The organism is Achromobacter sp. DMS1 (genome assembly GCF_001270295.1).
Genome location: NZ_LHSJ01000030.1, coordinates 19,897 through 38,115 on the forward strand (window position 1 = coordinate 19,897; position 18,219 = coordinate 38,115).

Annotated in this window: 15 protein-coding genes; 12 read left to right on the forward strand and 3 right to left on the reverse strand. The window is 64.1% G+C overall.

From position 1 onward, the window contains the following. The first annotated feature begins 99 nt into the window (after nt 1-99). Both AD428_RS05800 and AD428_RS05805 read left to right on the forward strand, forming a co-directional pair. Entirely contained in the window at nt 100-792 is a 693-nt protein-coding gene (locus AD428_RS05800; protein ID WP_152967997.1) for a heavy metal response regulator transcription factor, read from the forward strand. Beyond that, a complete protein-coding gene (locus tag AD428_RS05805) occupies nt 776-2,197 on the forward strand; it encodes a heavy metal sensor histidine kinase (RefSeq protein WP_432205838.1) in 1,422 nt (473 codons plus the stop codon). The genes AD428_RS05800 and AD428_RS05805 overlap by 17 nt, the downstream gene beginning before the upstream one ends. 75 nt (nt 2,198-2,272) lie before the next feature. On the opposite strand, the gene AD428_RS05810 is transcribed toward AD428_RS05805, so the two are convergent. After that, a complete protein-coding gene (locus tag AD428_RS05810) occupies nt 2,273-4,267 on the reverse strand; it encodes a relaxase/mobilization nuclease domain-containing protein (RefSeq protein ID WP_053244508.1) in 1,995 nt (664 codons plus the stop codon). Nucleotides 4,268-4,901: 634 nt separating this feature from the next. Here AD428_RS05810 and parA point away from each other — a divergent pair. From parA to AD428_RS05835, 5 genes are all read left to right on the forward strand, one after another. Beyond that, on the forward strand, nt 4,902-5,540 hold the full coding sequence (gene parA / locus AD428_RS05815) for a ParA family partition ATPase (RefSeq protein ID WP_053244509.1): 639 nt from the start codon (nt 4,902-4,904) through the stop codon (nt 5,538-5,540). Next, a complete protein-coding gene (locus AD428_RS05820) occupies nt 5,537-5,821 on the forward strand; it encodes a hypothetical protein (RefSeq protein ID WP_053244521.1) in 285 nt (94 codons plus the stop codon). Before parA ends, AD428_RS05820 begins: the two co-directional genes overlap by 4 nt. After that, nucleotides 5,818-6,363 carry a DUF2840 domain-containing protein gene (locus AD428_RS05825; protein WP_053244510.1) on the forward strand — a complete coding sequence of 182 codons (546 nt, stop codon included), beginning with the start codon at nt 5,818-5,820 and terminating at the stop codon, nt 6,361-6,363. The genes AD428_RS05820 and AD428_RS05825 overlap by 4 nt, the downstream gene beginning before the upstream one ends. Continuing rightward, nucleotides 6,360-6,956, forward strand: coding sequence for a S26 family signal peptidase (locus tag AD428_RS05830; protein WP_053244511.1), 597 nt, complete (start codon nt 6,360-6,362; stop codon nt 6,954-6,956). Before AD428_RS05825 ends, AD428_RS05830 begins: the two co-directional genes overlap by 4 nt. Nucleotides 6,957-7,425: 469 nt before the next feature. Then, nucleotides 7,426-9,420 (forward strand): relaxase/mobilization nuclease domain-containing protein, encoded by a 1,995-nt coding sequence (locus AD428_RS05835; RefSeq protein ID WP_053244508.1) that lies wholly within the window; start codon nt 7,426-7,428, stop codon nt 9,418-9,420. Nucleotides 9,421-9,495: 75 nt separating this feature from the next. On the opposite strand, the gene AD428_RS05840 is transcribed toward AD428_RS05835, so the two are convergent. After that, nucleotides 9,496-10,917 (reverse strand): heavy metal sensor histidine kinase, encoded by a 1,422-nt coding sequence (locus AD428_RS05840; RefSeq protein ID WP_432205838.1) that lies wholly within the window; start codon nt 10,915-10,917, stop codon nt 9,496-9,498. Then, entirely contained in the window at nt 10,901-11,593 is a 693-nt protein-coding gene (locus AD428_RS05845; RefSeq protein WP_152967997.1) for a heavy metal response regulator transcription factor, read from the reverse strand. The genes AD428_RS05840 and AD428_RS05845 overlap by 17 nt, the downstream gene beginning before the upstream one ends. A gap of 255 nt (nt 11,594-11,848) precedes the next feature. Here AD428_RS05845 and AD428_RS05850 point away from each other — a divergent pair, with 255 nt between their 5' ends. From AD428_RS05850 to AD428_RS05870, 5 genes are all read left to right on the forward strand, one after another. Then, complete coding sequence (locus tag AD428_RS05850) at nt 11,849-13,750, forward strand: copper resistance system multicopper oxidase (protein ID WP_082308287.1); 1,902 nt, start codon at nt 11,849-11,851, stop codon at nt 13,748-13,750. Between the two features lie 25 nt (nt 13,751-13,775). Beyond that, nucleotides 13,776-14,756, forward strand: coding sequence for a copper resistance protein B (locus tag AD428_RS05855; protein WP_200908003.1), 981 nt, complete (start codon nt 13,776-13,778; stop codon nt 14,754-14,756). Between the two features lie 43 nt (nt 14,757-14,799). After that, on the forward strand, nt 14,800-15,279 hold the full coding sequence (locus AD428_RS05860) for a DUF411 domain-containing protein (RefSeq protein ID WP_053244504.1): 480 nt from the start codon (nt 14,800-14,802) through the stop codon (nt 15,277-15,279). A gap of 33 nt (nt 15,280-15,312) precedes the next feature. Beyond that, entirely contained in the window at nt 15,313-15,585 is a 273-nt protein-coding gene (locus tag AD428_RS05865) for a DUF2933 domain-containing protein (RefSeq protein WP_018716232.1), read from the forward strand. Between the two features lie 113 nt (nt 15,586-15,698). Beyond that, a complete protein-coding gene (locus tag AD428_RS05870) occupies nt 15,699-18,179 on the forward strand; it encodes a heavy metal translocating P-type ATPase (protein ID WP_076342751.1) in 2,481 nt (826 codons plus the stop codon). Nucleotides 18,180-18,219: the final 40 nt, after the last annotated feature.

Genomic DNA, 18,219 nt, shown 5'->3' on the forward strand with positions numbered 1-18,219 from the left:
TGGCAGGAAGCGACTATTACATTGCCCCTAAGAAGCAAATGAATGGGGCATCGTGGGCGGCAAAATTCCTTACGTCGCAGCGATTTCATGGGGCATGCGATGAAGCTGTTGGTCGTTGAAGACGAGAACAAGACGGCGGATTACGTCCGCCAAGGTCTCATGGAGGCGGGGTTCGTCGTGGATCTGGCGCGCAACGGATTGGACGGACACCACTTGGCCATGAGCGAGACCTACGATTTGGTGGTCTTGGATGTCATGCTGCCGGATGTCGATGGCTGGCGCATCGTGCGTTCGCTGCGAGATGCTGGCAAACAGGTCCCTGTGCTATTTCTGACCGCACGTGGCAGCGTGGATGACCGCGTCAAGGGGTTGGAACTGGGGGCAGACGACTATCTCGTCAAGCCGTTCGCGTTCTCGGAATTGTTGGCGCGGGTGCGGACGCTGCTGCGACGCGGAAGCGCTCCGAGCCAGCCTGATCGCATCCAAGTTGCCGATTTGGTGCTGGACTTGCCGCGCCGACGTGCAACGCGCGCTGGTCAGCGCATCAATCTCACCAGCAAGGAGTTCGCGTTGCTCGAACTGCTGGCACGCCGAAAGGGTGAAGTTCTGCCGCGTTCGTTGATTGCGTCTCAGGTATGGGACATGAATTTCGACAGCGACAGCAACGTTATTGATGTGGCCATCCGTCGTCTGCGCGCAAAGATCGACGATGCGTTCAATCCAAAGCTCATCCACACTGTCCGCGGCATGGGATACACGCTCGATGCGCCTGATGATGACCTCGCGCCATAAGCCACGGCGAAGCCGTCCCGCGTCGCTTGCATTGAGGGTCACGGCCCTGGTTGGCATTGCCACGACCTTGGTATTTCTTGCGTTCAACTGGGTTGTCGTTAGATCCTTGGAGCACCACTTTGCCCAACAGGACGCCCATGAACTTGACGCAGTGGTCACGGCCTTGGCAGAGCCGTTGCGACAGATCGCTAATGACATGGACAAAGATGAGTTGCGGCAGCATTTAGCCAATGCAGTGGCAGGACATCATGGGATGACCTATGGCGTCTATGATCGGTCGGGCAATACCATCTATGCCACGCCGGGTCCTGACCTGTCGAAACTTGCCAGCGGCAAAAAATTGGTCAACCGCATCACCGCCGACGATTTGACGGTGTGGCAAGAGAATCAGAGGTCTTATCGAGGTGTGGCGCTACAACTGCCTGCCGACAATTCGGCGGCACCTGGCTACCGCATCGTTGCCGCCATGGACATCGGCTTTCATCTCGATTTCTTGGCAGAGTTCAAGCGCATGCTCTGGTGGGCGACCTGCCTTGTTCTCTGCATTGCGCTCGGGGTGGCTTGGCTGGCCGTGCAATGGGGCCACCTTCCAATCCGCAAGGTCAACGAGGAGATTCGCACGATCCGATCTTCAAAGCTGGATGTGAGACTTGATCCTCTTGACGTACCTATAGAACTGGCTGAACTTGTGGTCGCCTTCAACGACATGTTGGCCAGAATCGAGGAAGGGTTTGTCCGCCTGTCGCACTTTTCCGCCGACATTGCGCATGAGTTGCGTACACCCGTTACCAACCTGATTACGCAGTCCCATGTGGCGCTCGGGCAACCCCGCAGTGCAGAGGAATATCGGGAGATCCTCTACTCCAACTTGGAGGAGTTTGATCGCATGAGTCGCATGATCGGCGACATGTTGTTTCTAGCTCAAACGGAAAATGACCCTCGAAATCTCCGTCTCGGCGAAATCGACCTGGCTGAGTTGATCCGAGGTTTGTTTGACTACTTCGAGGCATTAGCTGAAGACCGCAACATCACACTTTACGCAAAGGGTGCTGCCGAACCAATACGGGCGGATCGTGAGATGTTGCTGCGGGCGCTCAACAATCTTCTTTCCAACGCAATCCGTCATACTCCCTATGGGTCGCGTATTACAGTCGCTTTGGCGCAAGATGAGCGATGGACAACGATAAGTGTCGAAAATCCGGGCGAGCGAATTTCGGAGGCTGATCTGCCGAAGTTATTCGATCGCTTTTTCCGAGTAGATCCTGCCCGCCAACGAAAGAACGCAGGTGCAGGGCTAGGGCTGGCCATCGTCAAATCAATTGCCGAAGCTCATGGTGGACATGTGCAGGCAACGTCCAGCGATACAGCGACTAAATTTGATCTAACGCTGCCTCGCATCGCTTAGTTGGCCTCTCGCCATTGCGGGAGAATGCAGATCGTGGATGGGCGCAGTTTCGACTCGTCGGAAGCAGGTTGCTCGTCAGATGATGGACATGCCTTTCTGCCGTCCAATCTCCCATGACACGCCACCGCCGCGTACAGTGGCAGCAAGTTGCTGACCTAGCCGTTGCTCGATCACTGGTTTCCACGGCACTAGGCTGAATCCCATGCCGTCATCGAGCATCGCGTAGCGCCCGCTGGCGAGCATGACGCTGCGCCGGTAGATGCCGGCCACGCGCTGCCCATCGGCCACCGGGCGATGCTCCAGGCCGGTTTCGCCGGCAATGTCCTTCGCGGCCTGTGCCAGTTCCCGGTTGCGCAGCGTGCCCAGCAGGTTTCGGGCGAGGATCACGCGCTGCCCGCGCCGCTCGGCCAGCCCCTGTTCGGCAAGGAAGTCGGCGCGTTTCTGCAATGCCTCCTTGACCTCGCCGCCAAAGCCCAGGTCCCCCAGGCCCGAGCCGCCGCCGATCAACTGCTGGTCGAGCCAGGTGGCCCCGATCACGCGCGCCTGCCGCTCGATGGGCAGGTGCGATTTCAGCTCTACAGCCACGCCGCCCAGGCGCTGCGCGTCGTACTGATGGCCACGCTCGGGCAGATCGTCCGGCACCTTCCATAGCCCTTCGGCCACGCGCTCCACGATGCCGGCGCGGCGCAGGGCTTCGAGTCGGCGGATGTGGGCCGCGACGACTTCCTGCGGATCACGGCCCGGCACGGCCTGACCCTGCGCGACGGCCAGGTGATGGTCGGTGCGGTATAGACCGCCGCTCGCCAGTGCGGTGATGTTCCTGTCGGCCGCGCGCACGTCGGCCGATCCCTTCACCTCCACTACGGCGCCGGCCGGATAGTTCGCCAGTTCATCGTGTGCGTTGAGCGCGACGTAGTGGGCCTTGCCGTCCACGCCGTCGATGACCAGATAGCCCCGGTCGCGCAGCTCGTCGGCCAGCCCCTTCGCTGCCACGCGGCCGAGAATGGTTCGGCCACCTCCATCAGCATCTTGGCCCGGCTCGAACACCGCCAGCTCGCGCGGCTCGCCGCGCATGGCCCGCTGCATGGTGCGGATGATGTCGCCACGCTCGCCCAGGGCGCGCAGGGTCTTTTCGGCATCGGCATGGACAGCCCAGGTGCCCGGCTGCATCTCGTCAGCCAGGCCCAGGCGCTGCAAGCGTTGCAGGCGGCCGATCAGCAGCAGGCGCTGGCGTTGCAGCCGCGGTTCGTTGAACCGTTCGACATGCACCAGGCCATCGTCGCCCAGTTCGCGTTTGAGCGTGCGATCCAGGCTCGTCCATCGCTCCTGATCCACTTCACGCTGCAAGGTCTGCTGGATCTCCCGCTCGGTGCGTGGCCCCAGCCATTCGGTCGCCAGCTCGGACGCGCGATGCCGGAAGCCATCGGCGATGTAGTCGCCCGCGATGATGAGGTCTTTGCCCGTGTCGTCGCGTCCGCGCACGATCAAGTGGGTGTGCGGGTTGTCGGTGTTCCAGTGATCGACCGCCACCCATTCCAGCCGTGTGCCCAGGTCGGCTTCCATGCGGCCCATGAGATGCCGCGTGTAGGTGCGCAGGTCGTCCAGTTCCGCGCCATCCTCCGGCGAGAGGATGAAGCGGAAATGGTGCCGGTCGTCGGCGCAGCGTTCCTTGAAGGCGTCGAGGTCGGCAGCATCGGTCTGCGGCCCATAGGCTTGGCCTGGCTCGCCATCGCGGCCGGCGCCGTCGCGCTCGATGTAGCGCAGGTGCTTGGCGAGCGACTGCGGACTGGCCCGCTGCTGATTGACCAGCAGCGTCTTGATGGTCACGCGCCGCGACATGGGCGTGAGCTTCGCGCCCGCGAAGCGCGCCGCCGTGTGGCCGCGTCCCAGCCGCGAGCCGGGCCGCTGGCCGATGCCGGCGCCCTTGCCACTGCCGCCAGGACGGCGCACCGCCGACTTGCCGCTGCTGGCCTTTCCTGCCTGCTTGAGCACCTTGGAAACGAAGCCCTGGCCCCGGTTCTTCGGGGCGCTGGGGCGGATGCGGAAATCGTCATCGCGGCGGTTGGTCATGGCTGGGCTCCCTGCAAGCTCTGGCGTGTCCGGGCGTGCGAAGCACGCGGATATGCCTGCATTGGCGCGGGCCTCGCGCCCCACACGGCACGGTGGCGAAGCCGCTCCGTGCCGCGCCACCCCCATGTGCAGACAGGCTTTCGACGCGGCCCGGTGCCGCGTCCTTTTGTCTTGCCTTCCGCTTTTGCCCTTCGCTGGCGCTCCGGGCAGCGGCGGCCCGGCGGCGCTGCGCGAGCAGCCAGCGCGCCGGCGAACGCGCGAACAAGCGCGATGAGGGCCGCAGGCCGGGCGCGTTCGAGGCAAGACGCCTGCACGTTGGACGGCTGCGCCGAAGGCAGCGCGAAGTGCGGTGCCCAATGCGCAGGATTGGCGCCCGCACTGCACGCCCCGACGACACAGCGACNGTCGTGCTATCAGGCGTGCGGGGTATCGTGCTATCAGGCGTGGGCCTATCGTGCTATCAGGCGTGCCGATCGGCCGCAAATCCGCGCCAGCATTGGGTTTGCGCGCGCTCTAACTTCCCTAACTTAATTTCTCTAACTTTTAGTAGAGAAACGCCGCTGCGGTGGACAACCATCACTCGGCTCCAAGCGCAGCAGCAAAAGTCCGGCTTTCCAACACGGAGGGCCAGGCCATGATCGTCGCGCTGCTCAACCAGAAAGGCGGCGTGGGCAAGACCACGCTCGCCACCCACATCGCCGGCGAGCTGGCGATGCGCGGCCAGCATGTCGTCCTGCTGGATGCTGACCCGCAGGGCTCCGCGCTGGACTGGACACAACGCCGAAGCCAGCAAGGTTTGCCTAGGCTGTTCAGCGCCGTGGGCCTCGCACGCGAAACGCTGCACCAAGAGGCGCCAGAACTCGCCAGGCGGGCCGATCACGTTGTCATCGACGGCCCACCGCGCATCGCCGCCTTGGCGCGCTCCGCGCTGCTGGCGGTCGAGCGCGTGCTGATCCCGGTGCAGCCCAGCCCCTACGATTTGTGGGCCAGCGCCGAGATGGTGGCGCTGATCCGCGAGGCGCAGGTGTTTCGGCCTGCGCTGCGCGCGGCCTTCGTCATCAACCGGCGCGTCAGTACCACCGTGATCGGGCGCGAAGCGCGCCAGGCGCTGGCTGACCAACCGCTTCCTGCGCTGCGCGCGGAAGTGCATCAGCGCATCGTGTTCGCCGACAGCGTGGCCGCTGGCCGGCTTGCACGCGAGACGGCGCCGTACAGCGCCGCCGCACGGGAAATCACCGCCCTTTTGGATGAACTGCTGCGGTGGACGACATGACTGCGAAGCCGCCACCGAACAGCAAACGTGCGGCAAAGCGCGTCGGCATCGGCGCGCGTCCGCCCGCGAATCCGCACGCCGAGGCGTGGATTCGCCAGGGCGACGCCGATGCGCTGGGCAAGGGCGACCTCTACACGGCTCGCTTGACCCTCGACATCACGCCCGCGATGCGGGCGCGCATCAAGGTGTCGGCCTTCACGCAAGGCGTGACCGTGGCCGACCTGCTGCGCGGCCTGCTGGAGCGGGAGTTTCCAGAACACCGCAGGGAGAACACCCCATGACCGCATCCGCTTCGCCTGCCGCTGGCGCGGCTACGGATGCGCCACAACCATCACCGGCCGCACTCGCCGGTCGGCCTGTCAGTGCGCCGCTGACGCGCGTGGCGCTGGCTTACATCGAACTGCGCTTCAAACTCTACCTGCGCTTCGGCGAACCGGCGCGCACGCACCAGCTCGACCGCTGGCGGCGCTGCGCGGTGTTCCTGCCGGGCACCATGTTCTGCCGCATCCGCTGGCAGGCCAACGACTACGGCACCGTTCGCTGGCAGCTCATGGTCATGCAAGCTTGCACGCCGCTCGACGCGGCGCAGCGCATCCCCGGCGTGCAGCCGGGTGCGCGCCTGCTACTCCACGCCGAAGGGGAGAACCAAGTGCGTGCGGTGTTGGAGCGCATCGACGCCATCGAGGCGCTGGGCATCGCGCCTGTCGCCGCTTCGCCCGCCTACTGGCGCACGCTCGCCAACCGGCTCGCTGCGCGCCTGCCACTGCCCGAATACACCGCCGAGCGGCACGCAGCCTGGCTGACCGGGAGGGCGCTGCCATGACCGCCGTTTCGACTGCTGGCACCGCACCGCGTCCTCGCTCGCCCCGCTCACGCTTGCGCGCTCGCCTCGTGCTCGCGGGCCTCGCCGCCTGCGGCCTCGCTGCGCTGGCCTGGGCATCCTTCGTGCATCCGCTGCCGCGTCTGACCTACAACCCGTCCGACAGCGTTGCGGTCGGCTGGTATCGCGTCGATCCGCAGCGCCACGGAACCGGCTCGCTGCCACGTTCTTTGTCCGTGGACAGCATCGTGCTGGTGCCGCTGCCGCCAGACGCCGCAATGCTGGCTGCGCAGCGCGGCTACCTGCCGACCCGCGTTCCGCTGCTCAAACGTGTGGGTGCGGTCGCGCCGCAACACGTCTGCATCGTCTCCGGTCAGGTACGCATTGACGGCGTACCTTCGGCCGCCGTGCTGCCTGCCGACCGGCTGGGCCGGCCGCTGCCATCCTTGCAGCTGTGCCGCCGCCTTCGGCCTGGCGAACTGTTCCTGTTGAGCGTGACCAATCCGACATCGTTCGACAGCCGCTACTTCGGCCCGATCAGCGCATCCACCGTGATCGGCATCGCGCATCCGGTGTGGCTGGAGTCCCGCCCATGATGGCCGTCGACTCGCTGCACGTTGCCGTGCATCTCATCGTGCCATCGGACGTGTCGTGCTGCTGGCCGTCGCTGTGTCGTCGGGCGTGCAGTGCGGGCGCCAATCCTGCGCATTGGGCACCGCACTTCGCGCTGCCTTCGGCGCAGCCGTCCAACGTGCAGGCGTCTTGCCTCGAACGCGCCCGGCCTGCGGCCCTCATCGCGCTTGTTCGCGCGTTCGCCGGCGCGCTGGCTGCTCGCGCAGCGCCGCCGGGCCGCCGCTGCCCGGAGCGCCAGCGAAGGGCAAAAGCGGAAGGCAAGACAAAAGGACGCGGCACCGGGCCGCGTCGAAAGCCTGTCTGCACATGGGGGTGGCGCGGCACGGAGCGGCTTCGCCACCGTGCCGTGTGGGGCGCGAGGCCCGCGCCAATGCAGGCATATCCGCGTGCTTCGCACGCCCGGACACGCCAGAGCTTGCAGGGAGCCCAGCCATGACCAACCGCCGCGATGACGATTTCCGCATCCGCCCCAGCGCCCCGAAGAACCGGGGCCAGGGCTTCGTTTCCAAGGTGCTCAAGCAGGCAGGAAAGGCCAGCAGCGGCAAGTCGGCGGTGCGCCGTCCTGGCGGCAGTGGCAAGGGCGCCGGCATCGGCCAGCGGCCCGGCTCGCGGCTGGGACGCGGCCACACGGCGGCGCGCTTCGCGGGCGCGAAGCTCACGCCCATGTCGCGGCGCGTGACCATCAAGACGCTGCTGGTCAATCAGCAGCGGGCCAGTCCGCAGTCGCTCGCCAAGCACCTGCGCTACATCGAGCGCGACGGCGCCGGCCGCGATGGCGAGCCAGGCCAAGCCTATGGGCCGCAGACCGATGCTGCCGACCTCGACGCCTTCAAGGAACGCTGCGCCGACGACCGGCACCATTTCCGCTTCATCCTCTCGCCGGAGGATGGCGCGGAACTGGACGACCTGCGCACCTACACGCGGCATCTCATGGGCCGCATGGAAGCCGACCTGGGCACACGGCTGGAATGGGTGGCGGTCGATCACTGGAACACCGACAACCCGCACACCCACTTGATCGTGCGCGGACGCGACGACACGGGCAAAGACCTCATCATCGCGGGCGACTACATCGCCGATGGCTTCCGGCATCGCGCGTCCGAGCTGGCGACCGAATGGCTGGGGCCACGCACCGAGCGGGAGATCCAGCAGACCTTGCAGCGTGAAGTGGATCAGGAGCGATGGACGAGCCTGGATCGCACGCTCAAACGCGAACTGGGCGACGATGGCCTGGTGCATGTCGAACGGTTCAACGAACCGCGGCTGCAACGCCAGCGCCTGCTGCTGATCGGCCGCCTGCAACGCTTGCAGCGCCTGGGCCTGGCTGACGAGATGCAGCCGGGCACCTGGGCTGTCCATGCCGATGCCGAAAAGACCCTGCGCGCCCTGGGCGAGCGTGGCGACATCATCCGCACCATGCAGCGGGCCATGCGCGGCGAGCCGCGCGAGCTGGCGGTGTTCGAGCCGGGCCAAGATGCTGATGGAGGTGGCCGAACCATTCTCGGCCGCGTGGCAGCGAAGGGGCTGGCCGACGAGCTGCGCGACCGGGGCTATCTGGTCATCGACGGCGTGGACGGCAAGGCCCACTACGTCGCGCTCAACGCACACGATGAACTGGCGAACTATCCGGCCGGCGCCGTAGTGGAGGTGAAGGGATCGGCCGACGTGCGCGCGGCCGACAGGAACATCACCGCACTGGCGAGCGGCGGTCTATACCGCACCGACCATCACCTGGCCGTCGCGCAGGGTCAGGCCGTGCCGGGCCGTGATCCGCAGGAAGTCGTCGCGGCCCACATCCGCCGACTCGAAGCCCTGCGCCGCGCCGGCATCGTGGAGCGCGTGGCCGAAGGGCTATGGAAGGTGCCGGACGATCTGCCCGAGCGTGGCCATCAGTACGACGCGCAGCGCCTGGGCGGCGTGGCTGTAGAGCTGAAATCGCACCTGCCCATCGAGCGGCAGGCGCGCGTGATCGGGGCCACCTGGCTCGACCAGCAGTTGATCGGCGGCGGCTCGGGCCTGGGGGACCTGGGCTTTGGCGGCGAGGTCAAGGAGGCATTGCAGAAACGCGCCGACTTCCTTGCCGAACAGGGGCTGGCCGAGCGGCGCGGGCAGCGCGTGATCCTCGCCCGAAACCTGCTGGGCACGCTGCGCAACCGGGAACTGGCACAGGCCGCGAAGGACATTGCCGGCGAAACCGGCCTGGAGCATCGCCCGGTGGCCGATGGGCAGCGCGTGGCCGGCATCTACCGGCGCAGCGTCATGCTCGCCAGCGGGCGCTACGCGATGCTCGATGACGGCATGGGATTCAGCCTAGTGCCGTGGAAACCAGTGATCGAGCAACGGCTAGGTCAGCAACTTGCTGCCACTGTACGCGGCGGTGGCGTGTCATGGGAGATTGGACGGCAGAAAGGCATGTCCATCATCTGACGAGCAACCTGCTTCCGACGAGTCGAAACTGCGCCCATCCACGATCTGCATTCTCCCGCAATGGCGAGAGGCCAACTAAGCGATGCGAGGCAGCGTTAGATCAAATTTAGTCGCTGTATCGCTGGACGTTGCCTGCACATGTCCACCATGAGCTTCGGCAATTGATTTGACGATGGCCAGCCCTAGCCCTGCACCTGCGTTCTTTCGTTGGCGGGCAGGATCTACTCGGAAAAAGCGATCGAATAACTTCGGCAGATCAGCCTCCGAAATTCGCTCGCCCGGATTTTCGACACTTATCGTTGTCCATCGCTCATCTTGCGCCAAAGCGACTGTAATACGCGACCCATAGGGAGTATGACGGATTGCGTTGGAAAGAAGATTGTTGAGCGCCCGCAGCAACATCTCACGATCCGCCCGTATTGGTTCGGCAGCACCCTTTGCGTAAAGTGTGATGTTGCGGTCTTCAGCTAATGCCTCGAAGTAGTCAAACAAACCTCGGATCAACTCAGCCAGGTCGATTTCGCCGAGACGGAGATTTCGAGGGTCATTTTCCGTTTGAGCTAGAAACAACATGTCGCCGATCATGCGACTCATGCGATCAAACTCCTCCAAGTTGGAGTAGAGGATCTCCCGATATTCCTCTGCACTGCGGGGTTGCCCGAGCGCCACATGGGACTGCGTAATCAGGTTGGTAACGGGTGTACGCAACTCATGCGCAATGTCGGCGGAAAAGTGCGACAGGCGGACAAACCCTTCCTCGATTCTGGCCAACATGTCGTTGAAGGCGACCACAAGTTCAGCCAGTTCTATAGGTACGTCAAGAGGATCAAGTCTCACATCCAGCTTTGAAGATCGGATCGTGCGAATCTCCTCGTTGACCTTGCGGATTGGAAGGTGGCCCCATTGCACGGCCAGCCAAGCCACCCCGAGCGCAATGCAGAGAACAAGGCAGGTCGCCCACCAGAGCATGCGCTTGAACTCTGCCAAGAAATCGAGATGAAAGCCGATGTCCATGGCGGCAACGATGCGGTAGCCAGGTGCCGCCGAATTGTCGGCAGGCAGTTGTAGCGCCACACCTCGATAAGACCTCTGATTCTCTTGCCACACCGTCAAATCGTCGGCGGTGATGCGGTTGACCAATTTTTTGCCGCTGGCAAGTTTCGACAGGTCAGGACCCGGCGTGGCATAGATGGTATTGCCCGACCGATCATAGACGCCATAGGTCATCCCATGATGTCCTGCCACTGCATTGGCTAAATGCTGCCGCAACTCATCTTTGTCCATGTCATTAGCGATCTGTCGCAACGGCTCTGCCAAGGCCGTGACCACTGCGTCAAGTTCATGGGCGTCCTGTTGGGCAAAGTGGTGCTCCAAGGATCTAACGACAACCCAGTTGAACGCAAGAAATACCAAGGTCGTGGCAATGCCAACCAGGGCCGTGACCCTCAATGCAAGCGACGCGGGACGGCTTCGCCGTGGCTTATGGCGCGAGGTCATCATCAGGCGCATCGAGCGTGTATCCCATGCCGCGGACAGTGTGGATGAGCTTTGGATTGAACGCATCGTCGATCTTTGCGCGCAGACGACGGATGGCCACATCAATAACGTTGCTGTCGCTGTCGAAATTCATGTCCCATACCTGAGACGCAATCAACGAACGCGGCAGAACTTCACCCTTTCGGCGTGCCAGCAGTTCGAGCAACGCGAACTCCTTGCTGGTGAGATTGATGCGCTGACCAGCGCGCGTTGCACGTCGGCGCGGCAAGTCCAGCACCAAATCGGCAACTTGGATGCGATCAGGCTGGCTCGGAGCGCTTCCGCGTCGCAGCAGCGTCCGCACCCGCGCCAACAATTCCGAGAACGCGAACGGCTTGACGAGATAGTCGTCTGCCCCCAGTTCCAACCCCTTGACGCGGTCATCCACGCTGCCACGTGCGGTCAGAAATAGCACAGGGACCTGTTTGCCAGCATCTCGCAGCGAACGCACGATGCGCCAGCCATCGACATCCGGCAGCATGACATCCAAGACCACCAAATCGTAGGTCTCGCTCATGGCCAAGTGGTGTCCGTCCAATCCGTTGCGCGCCAGATCCACGACGAACCCCGCCTCCATGAGACCTTGGCGGACGTAATCCGCCGTCTTGTTCTCGTCTTCAACGACCAACAGCTTCATCGCATGCCCCATGAAATCGCTGCGACGTAAGGAATTTTGCCGCCCACGATGCCCCATTCATTTGCTTCTTAGGGGCAATGTAATAGTCGCTTCCTGCCACGAAGATGACGCGACCATTACATGAATGTAATCCAAGGGTCATTCATCCGAAAGTGGTCACTCCATAGCATGACCTCCATGCGTCGAACCGTGCCGCCCAAGACCAAAGGCGGCTCTAAAGACGACTTTCAAGTTATCTATGGAGGATTTCAGGCCATGCCGCCTCGTTCGCCCTTTGTAATCGTGCCCCCACTGGGCCTGTCTCGTCGGCGTTTTGTTCAGGGGCTGGCCGCTGGCGGCGTCCTGGCCGGGCTGTCCACCCCGGCGCTCAGGGCATTTGCCCAGCAAGGCTCCGCGACGCGCGGTGCCGCTCCTGTTCTGAAGGGCACCGAGTTCGACCTGGTGATCGCCGAATCGCCCGTGAACTTCACTGGCAAGCCGGGCGTAGCCACGACCATCAACGGCTCGCTGCCGGCGCCGACCTTGCGTTGGCGCGAGGGCGACACCGTCACAATCCGTGTGACCAACAAGCTGCGTGAAGCCACATCCATCCACTGGCACGGGATCATCCTGCCGTATCAGATGGATGGCGTACCGGGCATCAGCTTCAATGGCATCGCTCCCGGCGAGACCTTCACGTACCGCTTCAAGGTTCAGCAGAGCGGCTCCTACTGGTACCACTCGCACTCCGGCTTCCAGGAACTCACGGGCATGTACGGGGCGATCATCATCGACCCCGCTGGCACCGAGACCATCCGCGCCGACCGTGACCACGTGCTGCTGTTCTCGGATTGGACCGACGAAGACCCGATGCGGGTGTTCACCAAGCTCAAGTCCCAAAGCGACTACTACAACTACAACCAACCTACCGTCTTCGACTTCTTCCGGGACGCCTCGCGCGACGGCATGGCCGCTGCGATCGACAAGCGCAAGATGTGGAACGAGATGCGGATGAATCCGACGGATCTCGCCGATCTGTCTGCCGCCACGCTGACCTATCTGGCCAACGGCGTCACCCCCGCCGGCAATTGGACGGCGCTGTTCCGACCGGGTGAGCGCGTGCGGCTGCGCATGGTCAACGGTGCGGGCAACACCTTCTACGACGTACGCATTCCCGGACTGAAACTCACGGTGGTGCACGTCGATGGTGTTGACGTGGAGCCGGTGACGGTCGATGAGTTCCGATTCGGTCCTGGCGAAACCGTCGATGTGATCGTCCAGCCACGGGATGACGCTTACACGATCTTCGCCCAGGCGATGGACCGGACAGGCTACGCGCGTGCCACGCTGGCCGTGCGCGAAGGTCTTCAAGCGCCCGTGCCTGCCCTCGATCCGGTCGAATGGCTGACCATGAACGACATGATGGGCGGCATGATGGGGGGCATGGACCACGGCGGGTCCGGCCAGGCCATGGAGATGACCGGGATGACGGGCATGACGGGCATGACGGGGATGACCGGCATGGGCTCGGGTTCGATGTCCGGGATGGATCATGGGGCGATGGCTGGCATGAACCACGGCGCCATGAACCACGGTGGCATGGCGATGGATCACAGCCAGCACGCCGCGGCTGCGGGGGGACTGGCCGTGCCCAGCACCACTGCTCGCCACGCTCGCACCGAGTACGGTGCCAGCACGGACATGCGCGTTGACATGGCGCGCACCAATCTCGATGACCCCGGCATCGGACTGCGCAACAACGGTCGGCGCGTGTTGACCCTCGCGGATCTGCATACCCCGTCGGGGCCGTTGGACAAGAGAGGCCCTGGTCGGGAGGTCGAACTGCACCTCACGGGCAACATGGAACGCTACGCATGGTCCCTGGACGGACTGGAGTTCGGAAAGTCCACGCCGGTGCACTTCAAACACGGTGAGCGGCTGCGGGTCATTCTGCACAACGACACCATGATGACCCATCCCATGCACTTGCACGGCATGTGGAGCGAGCTGGAAAGCCCCGACGGTCGCTTCCTGGCGCGCCGCCACACCCTGCCGGTGCAACCGGCACAACGCATCAGTTTCCTGGTGACAGCCGACGCGCTCGGCCGCTGGGCTTGGCACTGCCACCTGATGTTCCACATGGATGCCGGCATGTTCCGCGAAGTCGTGGTGTCTTGAACCCAGCGCACAAGGAAGACCAAGAATGTCCAAAGCACTCCCCACTCGCGCACTGGCCACGACGCTCCTGGCCCTGGTAAGCGTCGCCGCCCAGGCACAAGCACAGAACGACCATGCAGCGCACGGCCAGACCGACGCTCAAACGGCCGCGCCATCCACTCAGACCGTGCCTCCTGCCGCCGATCCGCACGCGGGTCACGCGGCGCCGGCGAGCGGCTCCACCGCAGCCCCGGCCATGGATCACGGCAACATGCAGATGCAGGGCGGGTCGGCGCCTCCTGACGCCCGCGATCCGCATGGCTACTCCAACGGCCTGACATTGGGCTCGGGCGACTACGCCGTACCCGGTGTGCCGCGGCTGATGCTGGCCGACGAACACAAGTTCTTCTCGCTGCGCGGCGAAACCCTGGAGCGCCGCTTCACGCGCAAAGGGGACGATTCCACGGCCTACGACCTCCAGGCGTGGTATGGGACGACCTACAACAAGGCCGTCGTGAAGGCCGAAGGCGATATCGCCAAAGGAAAGCTCGAAGAATCGCGTACCGAGCTTCTCTGGGGGCACGCCGTCGCACCGTACTGGGACACCCAACTCGGCGTTCGGGTGGATAACGGAGAAGGCCCCAGCCGTCAATGGTTGGCTTTCGGCATCCAGGGCCTCGCCCCCTACTGGTTCGAGCTGGAGGCGACAGGCTACGTGGGAAGTGGCGGACGTACTGCGCTGCGTGTCGAAGGAAGCTACGAGCTGCTGCTGACCCAGCGACTGATTCTGGAGCCTCGTGCCGAATTGCAGTTCTATGGCAAGGACGACCCGGAACGCGGTATCGGCAAGGGCCTGGCCGAAGCGTCTGCTGGCTTGCGCCTGCGCTATGAATTCAGTCGCCAGTTCGCCCCTTACATCGGCGTGGAACGGGCGGGCAGCTTCGGACGCACAGCGGACTATGTGCGCGCCGAAGGCGGCCGCACGCAGCAGACGCGCTGGGTCGCTGGCGTGCGATTCTGGTTCTAGGACTTTCCGGGTTTGAGCAACTGATGAGAGGCAATCCACGAACATGCACATCGACAGAAACCAGGGCAAGGTGCCGAGACGGCAAGCATTGATCGCTGGCTTGTTGGTGATGGCACTCGCAGGGCCAAGCCTGGCGCAGAGCCGACCGATCGCCAAGGTGTGGAAGGACCCGAGTTGCGGATGCTGCAAGGACTGGGTCTCACATCTGCAAGGCGCAGGCTTCGATGTGCAGGTTCTTGACACCGGGAACACGGCAGCGCGCACACGGCTGGGCATCCCGCAAAAGTACGGTTCGTGCCACACGGCGCAGATCGGCGGCTATGCCATCGAGGGTCATGTGCCTGCCTCGGACATTCAACGCTTGCTGCGTGAAGCCCCACAGGCCATCGGCCTCGCGGCGCCGGGCATGCCGGTCGGTTCGCCCGGCATGGATGGTCCGGCCTATGGTGGACGCAAGGACGCCTACGACGTGCTGCTGATCGGGAAAAACGGTAGTAGCACGGTCTATCAGTCGCATCGCTGACCATCCATCAACCCTTCTCCGTGGAGATATGCCATGCAGCATCAGCACACACAGACCCCCAGCGATCGGCCCCGGTTCTGGCGATCGCGCTACGGCGTGGCGTTCCTCATCATCGCCGCTGTCGCCGCGTATTTCCTGCTCAAGGAGCACACGGCACATGTTGCCGGCTATCTCCCCTTCCTGCTGCTGGCGGCTTGTCCGCTGATGCACCTGTTCATGCACCGTGGTCACGGCCACGGCGGACACGATCATGCCGCGCGTCAGAGGGAGGAAGGTGCCGCAGCCTCCAAGGAGCAGAAGCAATGAGTCGAGGCACTCGCACAGGGCGAGAACGCGACGCCGCGCTTGTCTCCTTGCGCGCCTGCGGCCTGCTGCGATCACCAGACACCAACGGTTAACGGCGAAGGGCACTTGTCACTATGAATTCATCCAGCAAGTCTTCAGGACATGAGCACGCGGGCATGGCGGCGGGTGCCACAACGTCCGACCCGCACACGCACCACCATCACGCCAGCCATGCTGGCAGTGACGACGCGGGCGGGTCCTCAAGCCACTCGCAGCCCGATGCCGCGACGCGCGATCCGGTGTGTGGCATGACAGTCACGGCAGCGTCGGAGCACCGCTCCACGCACTTGGGGAACACGTACTTGTTTTGCAGCACCGGATGCAAGGGCAAATTCGACGCCGATCCGGCGCGATTCGTGGGCGGAGGCGCGGGCACAAGCACCGGCAGCGGCCATGCCCCGCATCACCACGCCAGCACGGTGGTGCCACCGGCCCAGGCGCCAACGCCAGCCGCACCCGGAACGATCTACACCTGCCCGATGCACCCGGAGATCCGCCAAGATCATCCGGGAACCTGCCCCAAGTGCGGGATGACGCTGGAGCCTCTGCTGCCCGACCTCGATGACGACAACCCGGAGCTGCGTGACTTCTCGCATCGCTTCTGGTGGACCTTGCCGTTGACGCTCGTGGTTCTGGCGCTGGCGATGCTGGGTGAGCGGCTGCACCTGATGGACATGGCCACGCAGAGCTGGGTCGAGTTGGTGCTGTCGTTGCCGATCGTGCTGTGGGCCGGCTGGCCCTTCTTCTCCCGCGGCTGGCTGTCCGTGGTCAACCGCAGCCCGAACATGTGGACGCTGATCGGCCTGGGAACAGGTGCGGCATTCATCTACAGCGTCGTGGCAACCGTTGCGCCAGAAGTGTTTCCGGCATCCTTCATGTCCATGGGACGGGTCGGCGTGTATTTCGAGGCCGCCGCCGTCATCATCTCGCTGACCCTGCTCGGCCAGGTGCTGGAACTCAAAGCCCGCTCCCAGACTTCGGCGGCCATCAAGTCGCTGCTGGGGCTGGCGCCCAAGACCGCACGGCGCATCAATGCGGACGGCAGCGAGGAAGACGTGCCGCTCAGCCATGTGCACGTCGGCGACCTGCTGCGCATCCGACCCGGCGAGAAGGTGCCGGTGGATGGCATCGTGCACGAGGGCAGCAGCTCGATTGACGAGTCCATGCTGACTGGCGAACCGCTGCCCGTCAGCAAGCGCGTGGGCGACAAGGTCATCGGGGCCACACTCAACACCAGTGGCGCGCTGGTCATGCGTTCGGAGCGGATCGGCTCGGACACCGTTCTGTCGCAGATCGTGCAGATGGTCGCCCAGGCGCAGCGTTCCAAGGCGCCGATGCAACGCATGGCCGATGTCGTTGCCGGCTACTTCGTGATGGCCGTCGTCGCCATTGCGGTCACGACGCTCTTTGTCTGGGGATTCTTCGGGCCGCAGCCCACCTGGGTCTATGGACTCATCAATGCGGTGGCCGTCCTGATCATCGCCTGCCCGTGCGCGCTGGGTCTGGCCACGCCGATGTCGATCATGGTCGCAACGGGCCGTGGCGCCACGCAGGGGGTGCTGTTCCGCGATGCCGCGGCGATCGAGAATCTTCGCAAGGTCGATACCCTCGTCATCGACAAGACAGGAACCCTGACCGAAGGCCGACCTGCTTTCGATCAGGTCGTCGCAGCGCCCGGCTTTACGAACGATGAGGTGCTGCGTCTTGCGGCCAGCCTGGACCAGGGCAGTGAACACCCCCTGGCCGACGCCATCGTGCAGGCCGCGCGTGCCCAGGGCCTCCAACTCGTGAAGCCTCAGACCTTTGAATCGGGAACGGGCATCGGCGTGCGCGGGAAAGTTGAGCACCGGCAACTGGCGTTGGGCAATACGGTGCTGATGGAGCAGTCTGGCGTGTCGGTTGAGCAGCTCATACCCCAGGCAGAAGCTCTGCGCGGCGAAGGGGCCAGTGTCATGTATCTGGCTGTGGACGGGCAGCTCGCGGGCTTGCTCGCCGTATCCGATCCGGTCAAGGGCAGCACCCCCGAGGCCCTGGCCGCGTTGAAGGCTGCGGGCCTGCGGGTCATCATGGCCACCGGGGACGGGCAGACCACCGCCAAAGCCGTCGGTGCACGCCTGGGCATCGACGAGGTGCATGGTGAAGTCAAGCCGGCGGACAAGCTCATGTTGATAGAGCGTTTGCAGAGAGAGGGCCGCATCGTCGCCATGGCCGGAGACGGCATCAACGATGCGCCGGCCTTGGCGAAGGCAGACGTGGGCATCGCCATGGGAACCGGAACCGACGTGGCGATGAACAGCGCGCAGGTCACGCTGGTCAAAGGCGATCTGCGTGGCATCGCTGTCGCTCGCTCGCTCTCGGTGAGTACCGTGCGCAACATGAAGGAGAACCTCATGTTCGCCTTCTTCTACAACGCGCTGGGCATCCCCGTCGCCGCTGGGGTTCTCTATCCCCTCACGGGCTGGTTGCTGTCGCCCCTGATCGCAGCATTGGCGATGAGCCTGAGTTCGGCATCGGTCGTAGGCAACGCCTTGCGGCTGAGAGCGACCCGACTGTGACCAAGACATCTTTCAGAGCCAACAGGAGCCTGCTATCGAC